Genomic DNA, 15,717 nt, shown 5'->3' with positions numbered 1-15,717 from the left:
CCCGGCTCAGGAGACCGGCGGATCGCCGAAACAGCCGGAGGACAAGGCGGTTCGATCCGGTGGATCCGGCCCGGCATCGGACCGGCCGGGTGGGGCCGAGGCGGGGGAGGGGCCGGGAGAACCGGCGGGACAATCCGATTCGGCGTCCGAACAGGCGCCCGAGGCGAACGAGGAGAGTATGAAGGCGGCCGAGAGCAGTCAGGACTTCGACCAGTTCCGTGCGGATCTCGAAGCCGTGGAACGCAGGATCGCGGGGGAGATCGATCCCGGCGTGCGGGCCATGGTGGTCGCGGGGGCGGTGTTCGTGCTGCTGCTGTCGCTGGTGCTGCCGCATACGGGGGAGGCGCGGGGGTTCGATGTGCTGCTGTACGACGCGGCGGCGATCAAGGAGCACATCGGGTTGCCGTCGCGGGTGTTCGAGTGGTTCGTGACCGTGTTCGGGATCGGGTTCTCGCTGGCGGCGCTGCTGACCCGGCGGTGGGTGCTGGCGTGGATTGCGGTGGCGGGGACTGCGATTGCGAGTGTGTTCGGGGTGTTGTCGATCTGGCATCGGCAGACTCCTGGGCTGGGGAACTATGAAGGAGCGGGGCCGGGGATCGGGCTCATTCTGGCGACTGTTGCGGCGATGGTGCTGACATTCCACTGGGTGCGCGTGGTTTGGAGTCGGACGGCGGTGCATCTCGCTGCTGAGGAGCAGCGCCGGATTGCGGCGGCGCAGGCGGAGGAGCACGATCACCGGAAGCTCTTCGGCGAGAAGTAGTCTTGTGTGAACAGGCCCGGCGGCACCGGATTCGGTTGCCGCCGGGCCTGTTTCATGGTCAGCCTCGGGTGAGGATGTATTCGCCGAGCAGGTCGTACTGTCTCTCGGCGATGCCGTCGTCGAGGGGGACGGCCACGGCGACGGTGCCCTCGTCCTCGCCGGCGAACAAGGCGGGGTCATTGCAGTCGGCGAAACCTATGGCGTCGAGACCGGCTTGGGCTGCGCCGCCGCACCAACCGTGATCGGCGACAACGAGATCCGGCATGGGGGCGCCGCGGGCGGCTAGGTCGGACAGGACGAGTTGGATGGGGAGAGGGGAGTGGGTGTGGATCGGGGCGCCGCCGTCGGCCAGGATTCCCACGCCCATGAAGGACTCGACTTGTACCCGGCGGACCGTGCCGTAACGGTTCTCGGCGGCGTAGCCCAGGCCCTCGGGGAGCGGGACGACGGTGCCGCCTGCCTCGGTCAGGGCGGTTGCGAGTTGCTGGTAGAGGCGGGCGAGGGTGCGGGGGTGGCCGGTGGCGAACAGGACTCGCTGCTTGGCTTGCAGGGCTTTTCCGAATCGGGCGGCGTAGCGGTCTAGTGCGTCGGCCGTGAGTTCTGGATCTATGGTGTCCTGGCCCCGGCGGTGGTTGAGGCGGGGGTCTACGCCTGCTTTGCGGACCATCAGGTCGAGGACTGTGTCGGGGGTCCAGATGCCGAGCTCTAACCCGAACTGGTAGTGCGGATCTCGGCGCGCCATGCGGGCGTAGTGCTCGAGATTGTTCTCGCGTGGGGTGGCTACGGTTCCCGCCATGCCCGTCGCCAGCAGGTGCGCGATGAGCTGTTCGCGATTCGGTGCCATGGAACCGAGACTAATCGGGCGGTGGGGCGGCCTGTCTCTATCTGGCCCACAGCTACTCGAACTCCGAAATGCCGTCAGGGCCTTCGCCTATCCGAGCCCCGTCCGACGCAGGTGAACTCCGATTTGCCGTGGCGGGTTTGGTCTATCCGAGCCCGTCCGCCGAAGGCGAACTGTCAATTAACGGCAGGGATGACAGTTGGTGCACTCGCTGTGTGGGTTCGGGGCCGTCTCGATTTTGGACTGAGTGGAGCGTGCGTCGGAGCGGGGGAGCGAAGCGGAGGAGCTCCGGCGTGCGCGGAGGGAGGGAAAAATCGAGACCGTCAGGCCCCGAACCCCGCCGGAGCGAAGCGGAGGCAAATTAAACACAGCCACGAGCGGTCCTGGTTGGAATGCCTTCACCACAAGCGGTCCCGCCGACCACCGGTTCGCTGCGGGACCGCGCAATTCAGCGTTGACCGCGCAATTCAGCGTTGGCTGACCGCGCCCTCAGCCGCTTCGGCCCATTCCCGCCATTGCTTGGCTTGTTCCCGAGCCTTTTCAGCATCCCGGGTCTTGCCCGCAGCCTCGGCCTTGGCCGCTTGTTCCTCGAATTGCGCGACCCGTTCCCGGAATTGGGCGGCGCGGGCCATGGCCTCGGGGTCGGTGCGGCGCCATTGGGCGTCTACGGCGTCGCGGACGCGCTTTTCTACGGCGCGGAGGCGGGCTTCCAGGTCGTGGATGCGTTCGCGGGGGACCTTGCCGATGGCGTCCCACTTCTCCTGGAGATCACGCAGCGCAGCCCGAGCGGCGTCGAGGCCGGCTTCCGGGTCGATGTGCTCGCAGTGCTTCAGCAGTTCTTCCTTGGCCGCCGCGTTGTGCTCGAATTCGGCGTCGCGTTCCGAGGCGTGGGCATTGCGTGCCGCGAAGAAGATGTCCTGGGCGGCCTTGAAGCGCTTCCAGAGTTGTTCGTCGGCCTCGCGGGGGGCGCGGCCGGCGGCTTTCCATTCGGCGAGCAGGTCGCGGAAGACGGCGGCGGTGCCGGACCAGTCGGTGGAGCTGGAGAGGTCTTCGGCGCGGACGCAGAGTTCTTCTTTGCGGGTTTTGGCGGCGGCGCGTTCGCGGTCGAGTTCGGCGAAGTGGGCGCCGCGGCGGCGGTTGAAGGCCTCGCGGGCCTTGGAGAAGCGGCGCCAGAGGGCGTCGTCCACCTTGCGGTCGACGCCGCGGATGGTCTTCCACTCGTCGAGGATTTCGCGCAGGCGGTCGCCGGCGACCTTCCACTGGGTGGATTCGGCGGCGATCTGCTCGGCCTCGGCGGCCAGGGCTTCTTTGCGCTCGGTTTGCTCGTGCCGGGTGCGTTCCTTCTCCTCCTTGGCGTGCGCGGCCGCCTCGTCGGAGTGTTCGATGATGGCCTGCAGCCGCTGGGCCAGACCCTCGATATCGCCGATGACGGCGGCGGTCGGCAATGTTTCGGCAAGCGCGGTGGCGGCGGCCTTGGTCTTGCGGGCGTCGGTGCCGGCGGCGAGGCGGGCCTCCAGCAGGGCGACCTCGGTGGCCAGGTCGTCGAAGCGGCGGCCGAAGTGGGCGAGACCCTCGGCGGTGTCGCCGGCCTGCCAAGAGCCGATGACGCGTTCCCCGTCGGTGGTCTTGACCCAGGCGGTGCCGTCCTCGTCGACCCGTCCCCACTGGCTGGGGTCGCTCACGGTGGGGACCACGACCGGGTGTGGATGCGGGGTCGCCGGGCCGGGAGTGGGCTTGACGGCATGTGGTTTCGGAGATTCCGGTTTCGGACCCGGGGCGCCCGGGCGGGGGCCGGCGGCGGCTGCCGGGGAGGGTCGCTTGGCGGCGCCGGGCTGCGGCGCGGGGGCGGACTCCGGGTGGGTCGCCTTCTCGTTTCCGCTGTTGTCGGTCATTGCTCCTCGTCCCTGCCGCGCGTCACGGCTGCCTGGTTACGCCCTAGCTCATCGGTCTAGCTCATCCCATTCAACCAGGCTGAGATGGGAAATGCTGTCTTTGAGCACACCTCGGCGGCGCGGTGTTCGGGCGGGGTGGGGCTGGTGAGGTGCGTTAGCGCTACGGTTGACGGCGTGTTCTGTGTTGCGTCGCTGGTTCCCTCGCCGCCCGTGCTGGTACCCGAACTCGGGGGCGCGGCCGGCGACGGCGAGGTGGCGGAGTTGCGGGCGGCCGTGTTGCGTGCGGCGACAGAACTGCGGGCGGCCCCGACCAGGTGGTTTGTTCTAGGCGCGGATGACAGCGTGGCTGCGGGGCTGCACGCGTTCCCCCCGCATACGGTGGGCACATTTCAGGGATACGGAGCCGATATCCGGGTCGGTTTGGCTCCCAGGTTGCGATCCGGCGACATTGGCAACGATTTGGTCACCACCGCGGCCGATCCCGTCGCGGCGCCCGAGCCGGCCCTCGTACCGTTACCCCTCTTGATCGCCGGTTGGTTGCGCGAGCAGGTCGCCCCGGACGCCGTCGCGGTGGCCTGGGTGGTCGCCCCCACGGCCACCGCCGACGAATGCCTCCTCTTCGGGTCGAAGCTGCGGGCCTGGTTCGATGCGGACCCCGAGCCATATGGCGTGCTCATCGTCGGCGACGGCGCGGCGACCCTGTCCACGAAGGCCCCGCGCTACTTCGACGAACGTGCCGCGGACGTGCAGGCGGAGATCGATCGAGCCCTGACGGCGGGGGACCGGAAGGCCCTGATGGCTCTGGATCCGCAATTGTGCGCCGAACTCGGCGTCGCGGGCCGCCCGGCCTTTCAGCTGCTGGCCGCCCTCTTCGACGCCGACGCCGCCGACCCGCAGGTCGAAACCCTCTACGCCGCAGCCCCGTTCGGCGTCGGCTACCACGTGAGCGTATGGCGTCCGGGAGGCGCGGCGTGATCACCCCCGTCGCGGTGGTCGGCCCCACCGCCACCGGAAAATCGGATCTGGCCCTGGATCTGGCCGAACGCCTGCACGGCGAGATCGTCAATATCGACGCCATGCAGCTGTATCGCGGCATGGATATCGGCACCGCGAAACTCCCGCTCTCCGAACGCCGCGGCATCCCGCATCACCAGCTCGACGTCCTCGACGTCACCGAGACCGCCACCGTCGCCGCGTATCAGACCGCCGCCCGCGCCGATGTGGAGGCCATCATGGCGCGCGGCCACACTCCGGTCATCGTCGGCGGCTCCATGATGTACGTGCAAGCGCTGCTGGATGATTGGGATTTCCCGGCCACCGATCCCGGGGTGCGCGCCAAGTGGGAGGCGGTCCTCGAGGAACGCGGTGTGGTGATCGTCCACGAAGCCCTGAAGCAGGCCGACCCGGTCGCCGCCGCCACCATCCTCCCCACCGACGGCCGCCGCATGGTGCGCGCCCTCGAAGTGGTCGAGCTGACCGGCAAGCCCTTCGCCGCCTCCGCACCCCAGATCGGCGAACCCCGGTGGGGCACGGTCATTATCGGCGTCGACCGCGAGACCGCCGAACTCGATGCCCGCATCGAACTGCGCACCGCGAAAATGTTCGAATCCGGCCTGCTCGACGAGGTGCGCACGCTCATCGGCCAGGGCCTGCTGGAAGGCCAAACCGCCCGCCGCGCTATCGGTTACGCACAAGTCCTCGCCCACTTCGATAACGAATACGACCTGAACGAAGCACAGGAGCGCACCTTCATCGGCACGCGGCGCTATGTTCGACGACAGCGCTCGTGGTTCCGCCGGGATCAGCGGGTGCGATGGGTGGACGGCGCCGATCCCGAGCTGGCGGCGACGGCGCTGGCGCTCATCGGCTCCTCGACGACGAGGGACGAATAGGACATCCGCGCAGTGGCACGCCGCTCGAACACCGCCTCGGTCCAGGTTTGGCAGGCATATCTGAACAGCCGGGCCAAACGCCTGCGCGATCAACGCTTCCTGGTGCACGGCCGGCGGCCCATCACCCGGGCGCTGGAATACCGGTGGCCGCTGGAAACCCTCGTCTACCGGCTGGGCACGCCCGAACCGTCCGGGTGGGCGCGGGAGATCCTGGACTCCAGCGGCGTGCCCGGCGTCGGGCTGGTGCCCGAGGTCATGGCCGAACTGGCCGAACCCGCCGAGCCGGTGCCGGAACTGGTGGCCGTGGCCATGACCCGGCGCGCGGAACTCGACGACTTCGCGCCCGGCGCATCGGATGAGCCGCCCACGGTGGTGGTCATCGACCGGCCCGCCTCGGCCGCGGGCCTGGGCGCGCTCATTCGTTCCGCGGTCGCCTTCGGCGCGGGCGGGGTGATCATCACCGGCGCGGGCGCCGACCATTACGACCCGCAATGCGTGCGCGTCTCCGAGGGCGCGCTGTTCGCCGTCCCCATCCTGCGCGCCTCGGGTCCCGCGCAGGTGAGCGCGTTCCGGGACCGCCAGCGCGCCCGCGGCATCGACACCCGTATCGTCGGCAGTGACGACCACGGCGGGATCGCCCTCGATGATTTCGAATTCGGCGGCGCCACCGTCCTGGTCCTCGGTGACGACAGTGAGACGCTCGCCCCCGCCTGGCAGCAGGCGTGCGACGAGCTGGTGTGCATCCCGACCGATGGCACGCTGGGCGCGCCGTCCGCGGCGGCGGTGGCGCTCTACGAGATTTCCCGGCAGCGCCGGGCGATACGGTGAGGACTATGGAGAACGAGCGCGCGGCGGATATCGAATTCACCAAGGGGCACGGCACCCAGAACGATTTCGTGATCCTGCCGGATCCGGATGCGTGGCTGGAGCTGACCGAGTCGCGGGTGGCGGCGCTGTGCGATCGCCAGCGCGGGCTCGGCGCCGACGGCGTGCTGCGGGTGGCCCGCGCCGGGGCGCTGTTCGAAAACGGTGCGATCGCAGCGCTTCCCGAGGGCGTGAGCGCCTCCGACTGGTTCATGGACTACCGCAATGCCGACGGCTCCATTGCCGAGATGTGCGGCAATGGGCTGCGCGTGTTCGCGCACTATCTGGTGGCGAACGGGTTCGAACAGCGCACGGAGTTCGTGGTCGGCAGCCGCGCCGGGGCCCGCCCGGTGGTCGTCCACCACGCCGATCCGGTGCACGGTGAGGTCACCAACACCATGGGCACGGTCAAGGTCCTGGGTGATTCCACCGCCGCCGTCGACGGCCGGCAGTTCACCGGCGTCGGCATCGATGTCGGCAACCCGCACCTGGCCTGCGTCGATCCCACTCTCACCCCGCAGGATCTGGCGGCGCTGGACCTGACCCGTATGCCCGGCTTCGACCACAGCCTGTTCCCGCACGGCGTGAACGTCGAGATCCTCACCGCCCTGACCGTCGGCTCCGATGGCCGCAAGGGCGTGGATATGCGCGTCTACGAGCGCGGCGTCGGCGAAACCCGTTCCTGCGGAACCGGAACCGTCGCCGCGGCGGCGGCCGCACTGCTGCGCGACGGCTTCGACCTGGCGAGCGATACCGGGCATGTGGAAGTCCGCATCCCCGGCGGCGAAGTCACCGTGAGCATCGAGAACGGCGTCGCCTTCCTGCGCGGTCCCTCGGTGCTGGTGGCCACCGGCCGCATTGCCGCCAAGTGGTGGCAGGACGCCTGAGCAGGCACGCCCAGAAATAACCGAATGCGGCTTCTCGTTGGTCCGTGGGACCATGGAGGCGTATGAGTAAATCAGAAACGTACGAGTTCACTCCCGCCGAGGAGATCAAGGACGACGCCGCGACCGGTTGGTCCGCGGCGCCCACTCGCGGTGAAATGCAGCTCGAGGAGCGCAGTTCGCTGCGCCGTGTGGCCGGGCTGTCCACCGAACTCACCGACATCACCGAGGTCGAGTACCGGCAGCTGCGACTGGAACGAGTCGTGCTGGTCGGCGTCTGGACCGAAGGCAGCGCCGCACAGGCCGAAGCGAGCATGTCCGAGTTGGCCGCGCTCGCCGAGACCGCCGGTTCCCAGGTCCTGGACGCCCTGATCCAGCGCCGCGACAAGCCGGATCCGGCCACCTACATCGGCTCCGGCAAGGCCGACGAGCTGCGCGGCGTGGTCCTCGACACCGAAGCCGACACCGTCATCTGTGACGGTGAACTGACCCCCGCCCAGCTCAACGCGCTGGAAAAGGTCGTCAAGGTCAAGGTCATCGACCGCACCGCCCTGATCCTGGACATCTTCGCCCAGCACGCCACCTCGCGTGAGGGCAAGGCCCAGGTCTCGCTGGCCCAGATGGAATACATGCTGCCGCGCCTGCGCGGCTGGGGTGAGTCCATGTCCCGCCAGGCCGGCGGCCGCGCCGGCAGCAATGGCGGTGTGGGCCTCCGCGGCCCCGGTGAAACCAAGATCGAAACCGACCGCCGCCGCATCCGCGAGCGAATGGCCAAGCTGCGCCGCGAAATCCGCGAGATGAAAACCGCCCGCGACACCAAGCGCGCCCGCCGCACCTCCAGCGGTATTCCCCAGGTCGCCATTGTCGGCTACACCAACGCCGGCAAGTCGAGCCTGATGAACACCCTGACCAATGCCGGAATCCTGGTGCAGGACGCCCTGTTCGCCACCCTCGATCCCACCACCCGCAAGTCCGCCCTGGAGGACGGCCGCGAAGTAGTCTTCACCGACACCGTCGGCTTCGTCCGCCACCTCCCCACCCAACTCGTCGAAGCCTTCCGCTCCACCCTGGAAGAGGTCACCGGCGCCGACCTGCTCCTGCACGTCGTCGACGGCTCCGACCCCCTCCCCGGCGAGCAGATCAAGGCCGTCCGCGAGGTCATCACCGACGTCCTCCGCGAAACCAAGACCCAGGCCCCGCCGGAACTGCTGGTAGTCAACAAGATCGACGCCCTGGACCCCATGGAGCTCACCGAGATCCGCGGCTGGCTCCCCGACGCAGTCTTCGTCTCGGCCCGCACCGGTCAGGGCATAGACGAACTCCGCGACCGCCTGGACCACGTCCTCGGCGGCCTGGACGTCGAGGTCAGCGTCCTGCTGCCCTACACCCGCGGCGACCTGCTGGCCCGAATCCACGCCGACGGCCGCATCATCAGCTCCGACCACGACGAGTCCGGAACCCTGGTCCGCGCCCGCGTCCCCCGCTCCCTGGCGGGCCCGCTGGCCGAATACGCCCACGCGGGCGCGGATCCGGTCGAGTAAGCAACACACGAGGCGGAGGCCCCAGCCTGCCGGTCCGATCATCGGCCGGTCCGATGGCCGACTGATGCGGGCACCGGCCGGTCCGGTCGCCAGCCGGTGCGGTCACGAGCTGGTGCGGTCGTCTGCCCGTCCGATTGCCAGCCGGGGTGGTTGTCAGCCGGTGCGATTGTCGGCTGGTCCGGGCTCCGGCTGGTCCGGTCGCCAGCCTATGCGGTCGCCAGCTGGTGCGGTTGTCAGCCGGTGCGATTGTCGGCTGGTCCGGTCGCCAGCCGGTGCGGTCGCCAGCTGGTGCTGTCACGAGCTGGTGCGATTGTCGGCCGGTCCGTGGCACCAGCCCGTCTGGTCCCCAGCCCGTGTGCCTGGGTGTTTGTCCGCCGTAGGCGAACTGTCAATTAACGGCAGGGATGACAGTTGGTGGACTCGCTGTGTGGGTTCGGGGCCGTCTCGATTTTGGACTGAGTGGAGCGTGCGTCGGAGCGGGGGAGCGAAGCGGAGGAGCTCCGGCGTGCGCGGAGGGAGGGAAAAATCGAGACCGTCAGGCCCCGAACCCCGCCGGAGCGAAGCGGAGGCAAATTAAACACAGCCACGAGCGGGCCTAATCAGATTCCCGTGGTGTGTCACTGTCCCCCCACCCGCAAATATCGCGTAACACTCGCCTAATGGCTGACCCCGCATTGTCTGCTCGGCTCTTGGCGGCACTGCGCGCCGCCGAAACCGCCGTGCGCCCGAACTACTTCGGCCTGCTGGTAGCGGCCATCTTCTTCGCATGGTCCGTCTCCCCGTCGCTGCTGCCACGCAGCTGGATCTTCCAGGGCTTGGTCAGCGGCGTCACCGCCGCCATCGGCTACGGCGTCGGCTGTGTACTCGAATGGGCATTCCGCCGCTGGATCCGCCCACGCCTACCCGAAACGCCCGCCCGCATAGCGGCTCTGGAGAACCAGCCCCAAGCCGTGCGCGATGCCATCAAGGCCGTCATCGTCCTAGTCTGCATTGTCGGCGCCGCAATCATCCTGGCGCGCTCCGCCCGCTGGCAGCGTGATCTCGAAGTCCTCATGGGCATGGACCCCACCACCACATCCGGATATCTCCGCACCGAACTGGTCGCGGCAGCGACGGTCGCCTTCGTGGTCGGGCTATTCCGCTTGGTGCGCTGGGCATTACGGTCGGCGATCCGAATCCTGAATATCCGCTGGCGCCTCCCGCGCGTGGTCGCGGTGCCCACCGCCGTCGCCATTGTGGCCGTGGCCGCCGTCCTGCTGTTCCAGGGCGTCCTGGTGAAACTGTTCTTCGACGCGGCCAATTCAGCGTTCAGCCTGCGAAACGGTCACACCTCGGCGGCGGCGCAGCAGCCACAGCTGCCCGAACGGTCGGGCAGTCCCGAGTCACTCGCCCCCTGGGACACCCTGGGCTCAGAGGGCCGCTGGTTCGTCTCCTTCGTCCCAACAAAGGACCGAATCGCGCAGGTCACCGGCAAACCCGCACTCGACCCGATCCGCGTCTACGCCGGTCTGCAATCCGCCCCGACCCCCGAGGACATCGCCAATCTCGTAGTCCGCGAATTGGACCGCACCAAGGCATTCGAACGCGAAGTCCTGGTAGTCGTGACCACCACCGGCACCGGCTGGGTCGACTCGACCACCGCCGAGGCCATCGAATTCATGTACGGCGGCAATACCGCGATCGCCGCCACCCAGTATTCGTACCTCCCGAGCGTCCTGTCGTTCCTCTCCGACAAGAACAAGGCGACGGAAGCCGGCCGACTACTGGTGCACGCGGTGCACGCCCGCTGGGCGCAACTACCTCCGGACGCCCGCCCGAAGCTGCTCGTCTACGGCGAAAGCCTCGGATCCCAGGGCTCGGAGGGCGCTTTCACCGGCCTCGATGACATCCGCTCCCTGGTCGACGGCGTCCTGTGGGTCGGCCCGCCGAATTCCAATCGCATCTGGAGTTCTCTCGAAATCCGCCGCGATCCCGGCACCCCGGAGATCCTCCCCATCTATGCCGACGGCCTCATCGTCCGTTTCGCCGCCGACGCCGCGGATCTCGAGCGCCCGCCCAGCACGTGGCTGCAACCGCGCATCGTCTATTTGCAGCACGCTTCGGACCCCATCGTCTGGTGGTCCCCGGATCTCCTGTTCGAACAACCCGATTGGCTGGCCGAACCCCGCGGCCCCGATGTGTCGAAATCCATGCGCTGGTGGCCCATCGTCACCTTCTGGCAGGTGAGCGCCGACCTCGCCCACGCCCAGAAGGTCCCCTCCGGCCACGGCCACCGCTACGGCACCCTGGTCCTGGACGGCTGGGAGGCGGTCGCCCCGCCACCGGAATGGACCCCGGACCTGGAAGACCGGATTCGCCAGGCCCTCAACGAGGATTCGGAGTGGGAGATAGCCCACAAGTAGGCTGCGCCACCCACAGTCGGTGCCCCGCACTGAATTTCGTTACGATGCCGTTATCGAATTCAGTGCAGGGAGGGTGTCTTGACTCGAACCGACAATCAGTCGTCCGCAAATGAGACTCCGCAGCGGCTCACCGATGGCGCGCCGCTGCACGTCGAGTTGTCCGCTACCGATCGGCGCATCATCGATGTGCTGACCGCGCCCTCGCGCGCCTGGTTCAGCCCGCGCTTCTACGGCATGGACAACATCCCGGACGACGGCCCGGTGCTGCTGGTCGGCAACCACACCCTCGCCGGCGGCACCGACGCACCGCTGCTCGCGGCCGAGGTGCTCGCCAAGCGTGACCGGCTGGTGCGGGGGCTGGCCGAGAACGTGCTCATCGATGTGCCGGGTCTGCGAGATGCCCTGCACCGCTTGGGAATCGTGCGCGGCAACCGGCACAACTGCACGACCTTGTTGCGGCAGGGCGAGGCCGTGGCGGTCTTCCCCGGCGGCGGCCGAGAAGCCATGCGCGGCAAGGGGCAGAAGTACAAGCTGCTGTGGGAGGGCCGCACCGGCTTCGCGCGCATGGCCATCGACACCGGTGCGCCCATCGTGCCCACCGCCATGATCGGCGGCGACGACATCTACGACATCATCTTCGACGGCGACGATCCGGTCATGCGCCCGCTGCGCAGCCTGGTCGTCGGCCTGGGCCTGCGCGCCAACCTCACGCCCCCGCTCATTCGCGGCGTCGGCCCCACCCTGCTGCCCAAGCCCGAACGCTTCTACTTCTCCCTCGGCACGCCCATCGACACCAGCCCGTGGCGCGATGCGGCCGATCCGGAAGAGGCCGCGCTCGAACTGCAATCGGTGGTCCGCAAGGCCCTGGAAGGCGAACTCGACTTCCTGCTCGCCGAGCGCGACAAGGACCGCGGGCGCAGCCTGCTGGGCCGCACCCTGTCCGCCGTCGGCTGGTAGGACCCGCCGCCCGATCACATGGTGACGCGCAGGTCCGGGGCCAGATACATACGGTCGGCGGGCTGGACTCCGAACGCGGTGTGGAACTCGGGCATATTGCGGGCCACCTGGTTGACGCGGAACTCGGCGGGGGAGTGCGAATCCAGCGCCACCATGCTGGCGGTGTATTCGCCGGTCGCGGCGTGCCGCCACATGCGGGCGTAGGCGAGGAAGAGCGGGCGGTAGTCGGGATCGGTCACGCCGCGCCGCTGTTCGGCCAGCCGGAACGCGGCCAGTGCGGTGGTGAGTCCGCGCAGGTCGGCGAGGTTCTCGGTGACGGTGAGTTCGCCGTCGACGTGCTGTTCGGGCGTCAGCCCTTCCGGGACGAGCGGATTGTATTGCTCGATAACGAGTTTGGTCTTGGCCTCGAACGCGGCCTTGTCCTGCGGTGTCCACCAGTCGCGCAGGGTGCCGTCGGCATCGTATTTCGAACCGCCGCTGTCGAATCCGTGGCCCATTTCGTGGGCGATGACCATGCCGATGCCGCCGTAGTTGACGGCCGGTTCGGCCTCGGGATCGAAGAACGGCGATTGCAGAATGCCCGCGGGCAGCAGAATCCGGTTGAGTTCCCAACTGTAGCTGGCGTTCACATCCGAGGGCGTCAACATCGACCATTCGGTGCGGTCGGCGGGGCGCGTGAGTTTGCCCAGCTCCCAACGGAATTCGTGGCTGTCGACGGCGCGCAGGGCGGCGATGAGCGAGTCGCGCGGCACCGTCAGGCCGGAGTAGTCGCGCCACCGCTCCGGATAACCGGTCACCGCGACCACCTTGTCCACCTTGGCGACCGCGGCCCGGCGGGTGGCCTCGGACATCCACGGGGTCTCCGACAGCGCTGTCCGATAGGCGGCGAGCAGATCCCGCACCAGCTCCTCGACGAGCTTCTTGGTGCCGGCCGGGAAGTACTTGTCCACGTACTGGCGGCCGAGGGCGTCGCCGAGCCGCTCCCGCACGATCCGGACCGCCCCGCGCCAGCGCTCCGGCTGCTCCCGGGTGCCTTGTATGGCCTTGTCGTAGCAGTCGAAGTGGGCGTCGGCGAAGGGTTTCGCCAGCGCGGGCGCGTAGCGCGCGATGAGCCGCAGCCGCAGGTAGTCCCGCCAGACGGCGACATCGGTCTCGGCCCAGACGCGGGCGAGGGCGGTGGCATAACCGGGCTGATCCACGAGCACGGTGCCGAAATCCCCTGGGCGGTCGGTCAATCCGGACAGCCAGGCATCCCATTCGAATCCCGGCGCCAGCTCGGCCAGCTGCCGCCATTCGTACGGGTGATACGACGACAGCGATTCGATCAAGCGCGGCAGATCCACGTGCCCGGCGGCGATCCGGGTCTCCAGCTCCAGCGTCCGGGCGGCGACCTCGCCCGCGGCGGGTACCCCGGCCGCCTGGGCGATGCGCTCGAGATAGGTGCGGTAGGCGTCGCGCAGCTCGGCGTACTGCGGTTCCCGGTAGTAGGACTCGTCCGGCAGGCCGAGTCCGGACTGCATCAGATACGGTCGATGCCGGGTCGAATCCATGCGATCGGGCCAGATCCACAGCTGGAAGAGCGCGGGAACCCCGAGCGTGGTCAGCCTGCCGGCAATGCGCGCGAGGTCGGTGCGGGTGCCGGCCTGTTCGATCTCTCCCAGTAGATCGGCCAGCGGCGCGATGCCCGCCCGATCGAGCGCGGCGGTGTCCAGGAAGCCCTCGTAGAGAGCGCGCAACCGCTGCTGATCGGTGCCGGGCGCGGCATCGGAGAGGGATTCGAGCACGGTCTTCAACCGCTCCTCGTTGCGGTCGATGAGTTCCTCGAAGGCCCCGTAGGAGGGTTTGTCCGCGGGCAGCTGGAAGTCCCGCAACCAGGCGCCGTTGACATGGCGGTACAGGTCGTCCTGCGGGCGGATGGCCGGGTCCATGCCCGTCAGATCGGGGCCGGTGGCAGGTGTGGGCGCGCTGTCCTTCGTGCACGCGGCCAGCGCGACGACCAGCGGGATCGCCGCGGTTCCGGCCAGGAACCGCCGCCGGCCGAACCGGCCGTGGGCAGTGCGTTCGTCTCCCGTATTGCGTTCGCTCCCAGTCATATTCGCGACGCTACGGGACCGGGAGCGGCGCGTGATCGGGCTGCGTGATGATCATCGATGCGCCTGCGGGGGTACCCGGCCCCTGAACATCACCCTGACGCGTCCCTGAGCCATCGGCCGCGCGAGTCGGCGCGGCCGCCTCCGCCGATACTTCCCGACTATCGAGTAGGTTTACTCGGGTTCAGAGGGTCCCCTGGAGGAATGATCCAAGAAAATTCCCAGTTCGAGGCGGTTTCCAGTGATTCGAAGTGAACGACCATTCGGGTTCCGTGTACGGTATGGGGCATAGGCGATGTGCCGATGTGGTCACTTCAGGAGGTTGGCGTGGAGCGCACTCTTTTCGAACCCGAACACGATCTTTTCCGGGAGTCGTTCCGAAAGTTTCTCGATCAGCATGTGGCGCCCCACCACGAGGAGTGGGAGAAGGCGGGCATCGTCGATCGCGCGGTGTGGCTGGAGGCCGGTAAGCAGGGCTTCCTCGGCATGGCCGTGCCGGAGGAGTTCGGCGGCGGCGGGGTGAAGGACTTCCGCTACAACGCCGTGGTCACCGAGGAGACCACCAAGGGCCAGTATTCCGGCCTGGGCTTCGGTCTGCACAACGATGTCATCGCGCCGTACCTGCTGGAGCTGGCGAACGAGGAGCAGAAGGCGCGCTGGCTGCCCGGCTTCTGTTCCGGCGAGATCATTACCGCCATCGCTATGACCGAGCCCGGCACCGGCTCGGACCTGCAGGGCATCAAGACCCGCGCGGTTCGCGACGGCGACGACTGGATTCTCAACGGCGCCAAGACCTTCATCACCAATGGCATCAATGCCGATATCGTCATCGTGGTCGCCCAGACCGATCCCGAGAAGGGCGCGATGGGCTTCTCCCTGCTCGTCGTCGAACGCGGCATGCCCGGCTTCGAGCGCGGCCGCAATCTGGACAAGATCGGCCTCAAGGCGCAGGACACCGCGGAGCTGTCCTTCACCGATGTCCGCGTCCCCGGCAAGAACCTGCTCGGCACCGAGGGCCAGGGCTTCATCCACCTGATGCAGAACCTGCCGCAGGAGCGCCTGTCCATCGCCGTCATGGCCGCCGCCGCCATGGAGGGCTGCCTGGAGACCACCATCCAGTACGTCCGCGACCGCAAGGCCTTCGGCAAACCCATTGGCGCCCAGCAGAACACCCGCTTCGTGCTGGCCGAGCTGGCCACCAAGACCACCGCCGTCCGCGTCTTCACCGACCGCTGCATCGAGCTGCTCAACCAGGAGAAGCTCACCGCCGAGGAAGCCGCCATGGCCAAGATGTGGAGCACCGAGGAACAACTCGACCTCATCACCAAGTGCCTGCAGCTGCACGGCGGCTACGGCTACATGCGCGAATACCCGATCGCCAAGGCGTACATGGACGCCCGCGTCCAGACCATCTACGGCGGCACCACCGAGATCATGAAGGAGATCATCGGCCGCAGCCTGAAACTGTCCTGACAGAAGGCGGCTTTCCCGCTCGGAGGCGGCCGGATTCGTTCCGGCCGCCTCCGGGTTTTCGGCGACCGGGATGGGTTGGCGCAGAGCCTATGTCGCGCGAAGCCGGGTGGGTGGGCAGACT

12 protein-coding genes are annotated in these 15,717 nt (G+C 68.3%); 9 read left to right on the top strand and 3 right to left on the bottom strand.

All coding sequences use genetic code 11. The features are described 5' to 3' along the window. Positions 1 to 178: 178 nt before the first annotated feature. Positions 179 to 760 carry a hypothetical protein gene (locus ACFVIV_RS19535; RefSeq protein ID WP_379198242.1) on the top strand — a complete coding sequence of 194 codons (582 nt, stop codon included), beginning with the start codon at positions 179 to 181 and terminating at the stop codon, positions 758 to 760. A 58-nt stretch (positions 761 to 818) separates the two neighbouring features. On the opposite strand, the gene ACFVIV_RS19530 is transcribed toward ACFVIV_RS19535, so the two are convergent. Together ACFVIV_RS19530 and ACFVIV_RS19525 are read right to left on the bottom strand one after the other, a co-directional pair. Continuing rightward, on the bottom strand, positions 819 to 1,604 hold the full coding sequence (locus ACFVIV_RS19530) for a phosphatase (protein ID WP_379198160.1): 786 nt from the start codon (positions 1,602 to 1,604) through the stop codon (positions 819 to 821). A 464-nt stretch (positions 1,605 to 2,068) separates the two neighbouring features. Next, positions 2,069 to 3,493, bottom strand: a complete 1,425-nt coding sequence (locus ACFVIV_RS19525) for a DUF349 domain-containing protein (protein WP_379198158.1) — start codon at positions 3,491 to 3,493, stop codon at positions 2,069 to 2,071. Between the two features lie 522 nt (positions 3,494 to 4,015). On the opposite strand from ACFVIV_RS19525, the gene ACFVIV_RS19520 reads away from it, so the two are divergent. The 7 genes from ACFVIV_RS19520 to ACFVIV_RS19490 all read left to right on the top strand — a co-directional run bounded on the left by ACFVIV_RS19520 (position 4,016) and on the right by ACFVIV_RS19490 (position 12,033). Beyond that, positions 4,016 to 4,468, top strand: coding sequence for a hypothetical protein (locus ACFVIV_RS19520; RefSeq protein ID WP_379198156.1), 453 nt, complete (start codon positions 4,016 to 4,018; stop codon positions 4,466 to 4,468). Next, entirely contained in the window at positions 4,444 to 5,385 is a 942-nt protein-coding gene (gene miaA / locus ACFVIV_RS19515; protein WP_379198154.1) for a tRNA (adenosine(37)-N6)-dimethylallyltransferase MiaA, read from the top strand. Before ACFVIV_RS19520 ends, miaA begins: the two co-directional genes overlap by 25 nt. 12 nt (positions 5,386 to 5,397) lie before the next feature. Next, positions 5,398 to 6,213, top strand: a complete 816-nt coding sequence (locus ACFVIV_RS19510; RefSeq protein ID WP_379198152.1) for a TrmH family RNA methyltransferase — start codon at positions 5,398 to 5,400, stop codon at positions 6,211 to 6,213. A gap of 5 nt (positions 6,214 to 6,218) precedes the next feature. Then, entirely contained in the window at positions 6,219 to 7,136 is a 918-nt protein-coding gene (gene dapF / locus ACFVIV_RS19505; RefSeq protein WP_379198150.1) for a diaminopimelate epimerase, read from the top strand. Positions 7,137 to 7,198: 62 nt separating this feature from the next. Then, positions 7,199 to 8,674 carry a GTPase HflX gene (gene hflX, locus ACFVIV_RS19500; RefSeq protein WP_379198148.1) on the top strand — a complete coding sequence of 492 codons (1,476 nt, stop codon included), beginning with the start codon at positions 7,199 to 7,201 and terminating at the stop codon, positions 8,672 to 8,674. Positions 8,675 to 9,333: 659 nt separating this feature from the next. Next, positions 9,334 to 11,076, top strand: coding sequence for an alpha/beta hydrolase (locus ACFVIV_RS19495; RefSeq protein WP_379198146.1), 1,743 nt, complete (start codon positions 9,334 to 9,336; stop codon positions 11,074 to 11,076). Between the two features lie 78 nt (positions 11,077 to 11,154). Beyond that, a complete protein-coding gene (locus ACFVIV_RS19490) occupies positions 11,155 to 12,033 on the top strand; it encodes a lysophospholipid acyltransferase family protein (RefSeq protein ID WP_379198144.1) in 879 nt (292 codons plus the stop codon). A gap of 14 nt (positions 12,034 to 12,047) precedes the next feature. Here ACFVIV_RS19490 and ACFVIV_RS19485 read toward each other — a convergent pair whose 3' ends face one another. Next, positions 12,048 to 14,126, bottom strand: coding sequence for a M13 family metallopeptidase (locus ACFVIV_RS19485; protein WP_379198142.1), 2,079 nt, complete (start codon positions 14,124 to 14,126; stop codon positions 12,048 to 12,050). A 324-nt stretch (positions 14,127 to 14,450) separates the two neighbouring features. Here ACFVIV_RS19485 and ACFVIV_RS19480 point away from each other — a divergent pair, with 324 nt between their 5' ends. Beyond that, positions 14,451 to 15,596 carry an acyl-CoA dehydrogenase family protein gene (locus ACFVIV_RS19480; protein ID WP_379198140.1) on the top strand — a complete coding sequence of 382 codons (1,146 nt, stop codon included), beginning with the start codon at positions 14,451 to 14,453 and terminating at the stop codon, positions 15,594 to 15,596. Positions 15,597 to 15,717: the final 121 nt, after the last annotated feature.

The sequence above is a fragment of the Nocardia sp. NPDC127526 genome (genome assembly GCF_042672265.1).
In the GTDB taxonomy this organism is placed as follows: Bacteria; Actinomycetota; Actinomycetes; order Mycobacteriales; family Mycobacteriaceae; genus Nocardia.
The sequence above is the reverse complement of the archived record's forward strand: the minus strand, read 5'-3'. Positions and strand labels throughout refer to the sequence as shown.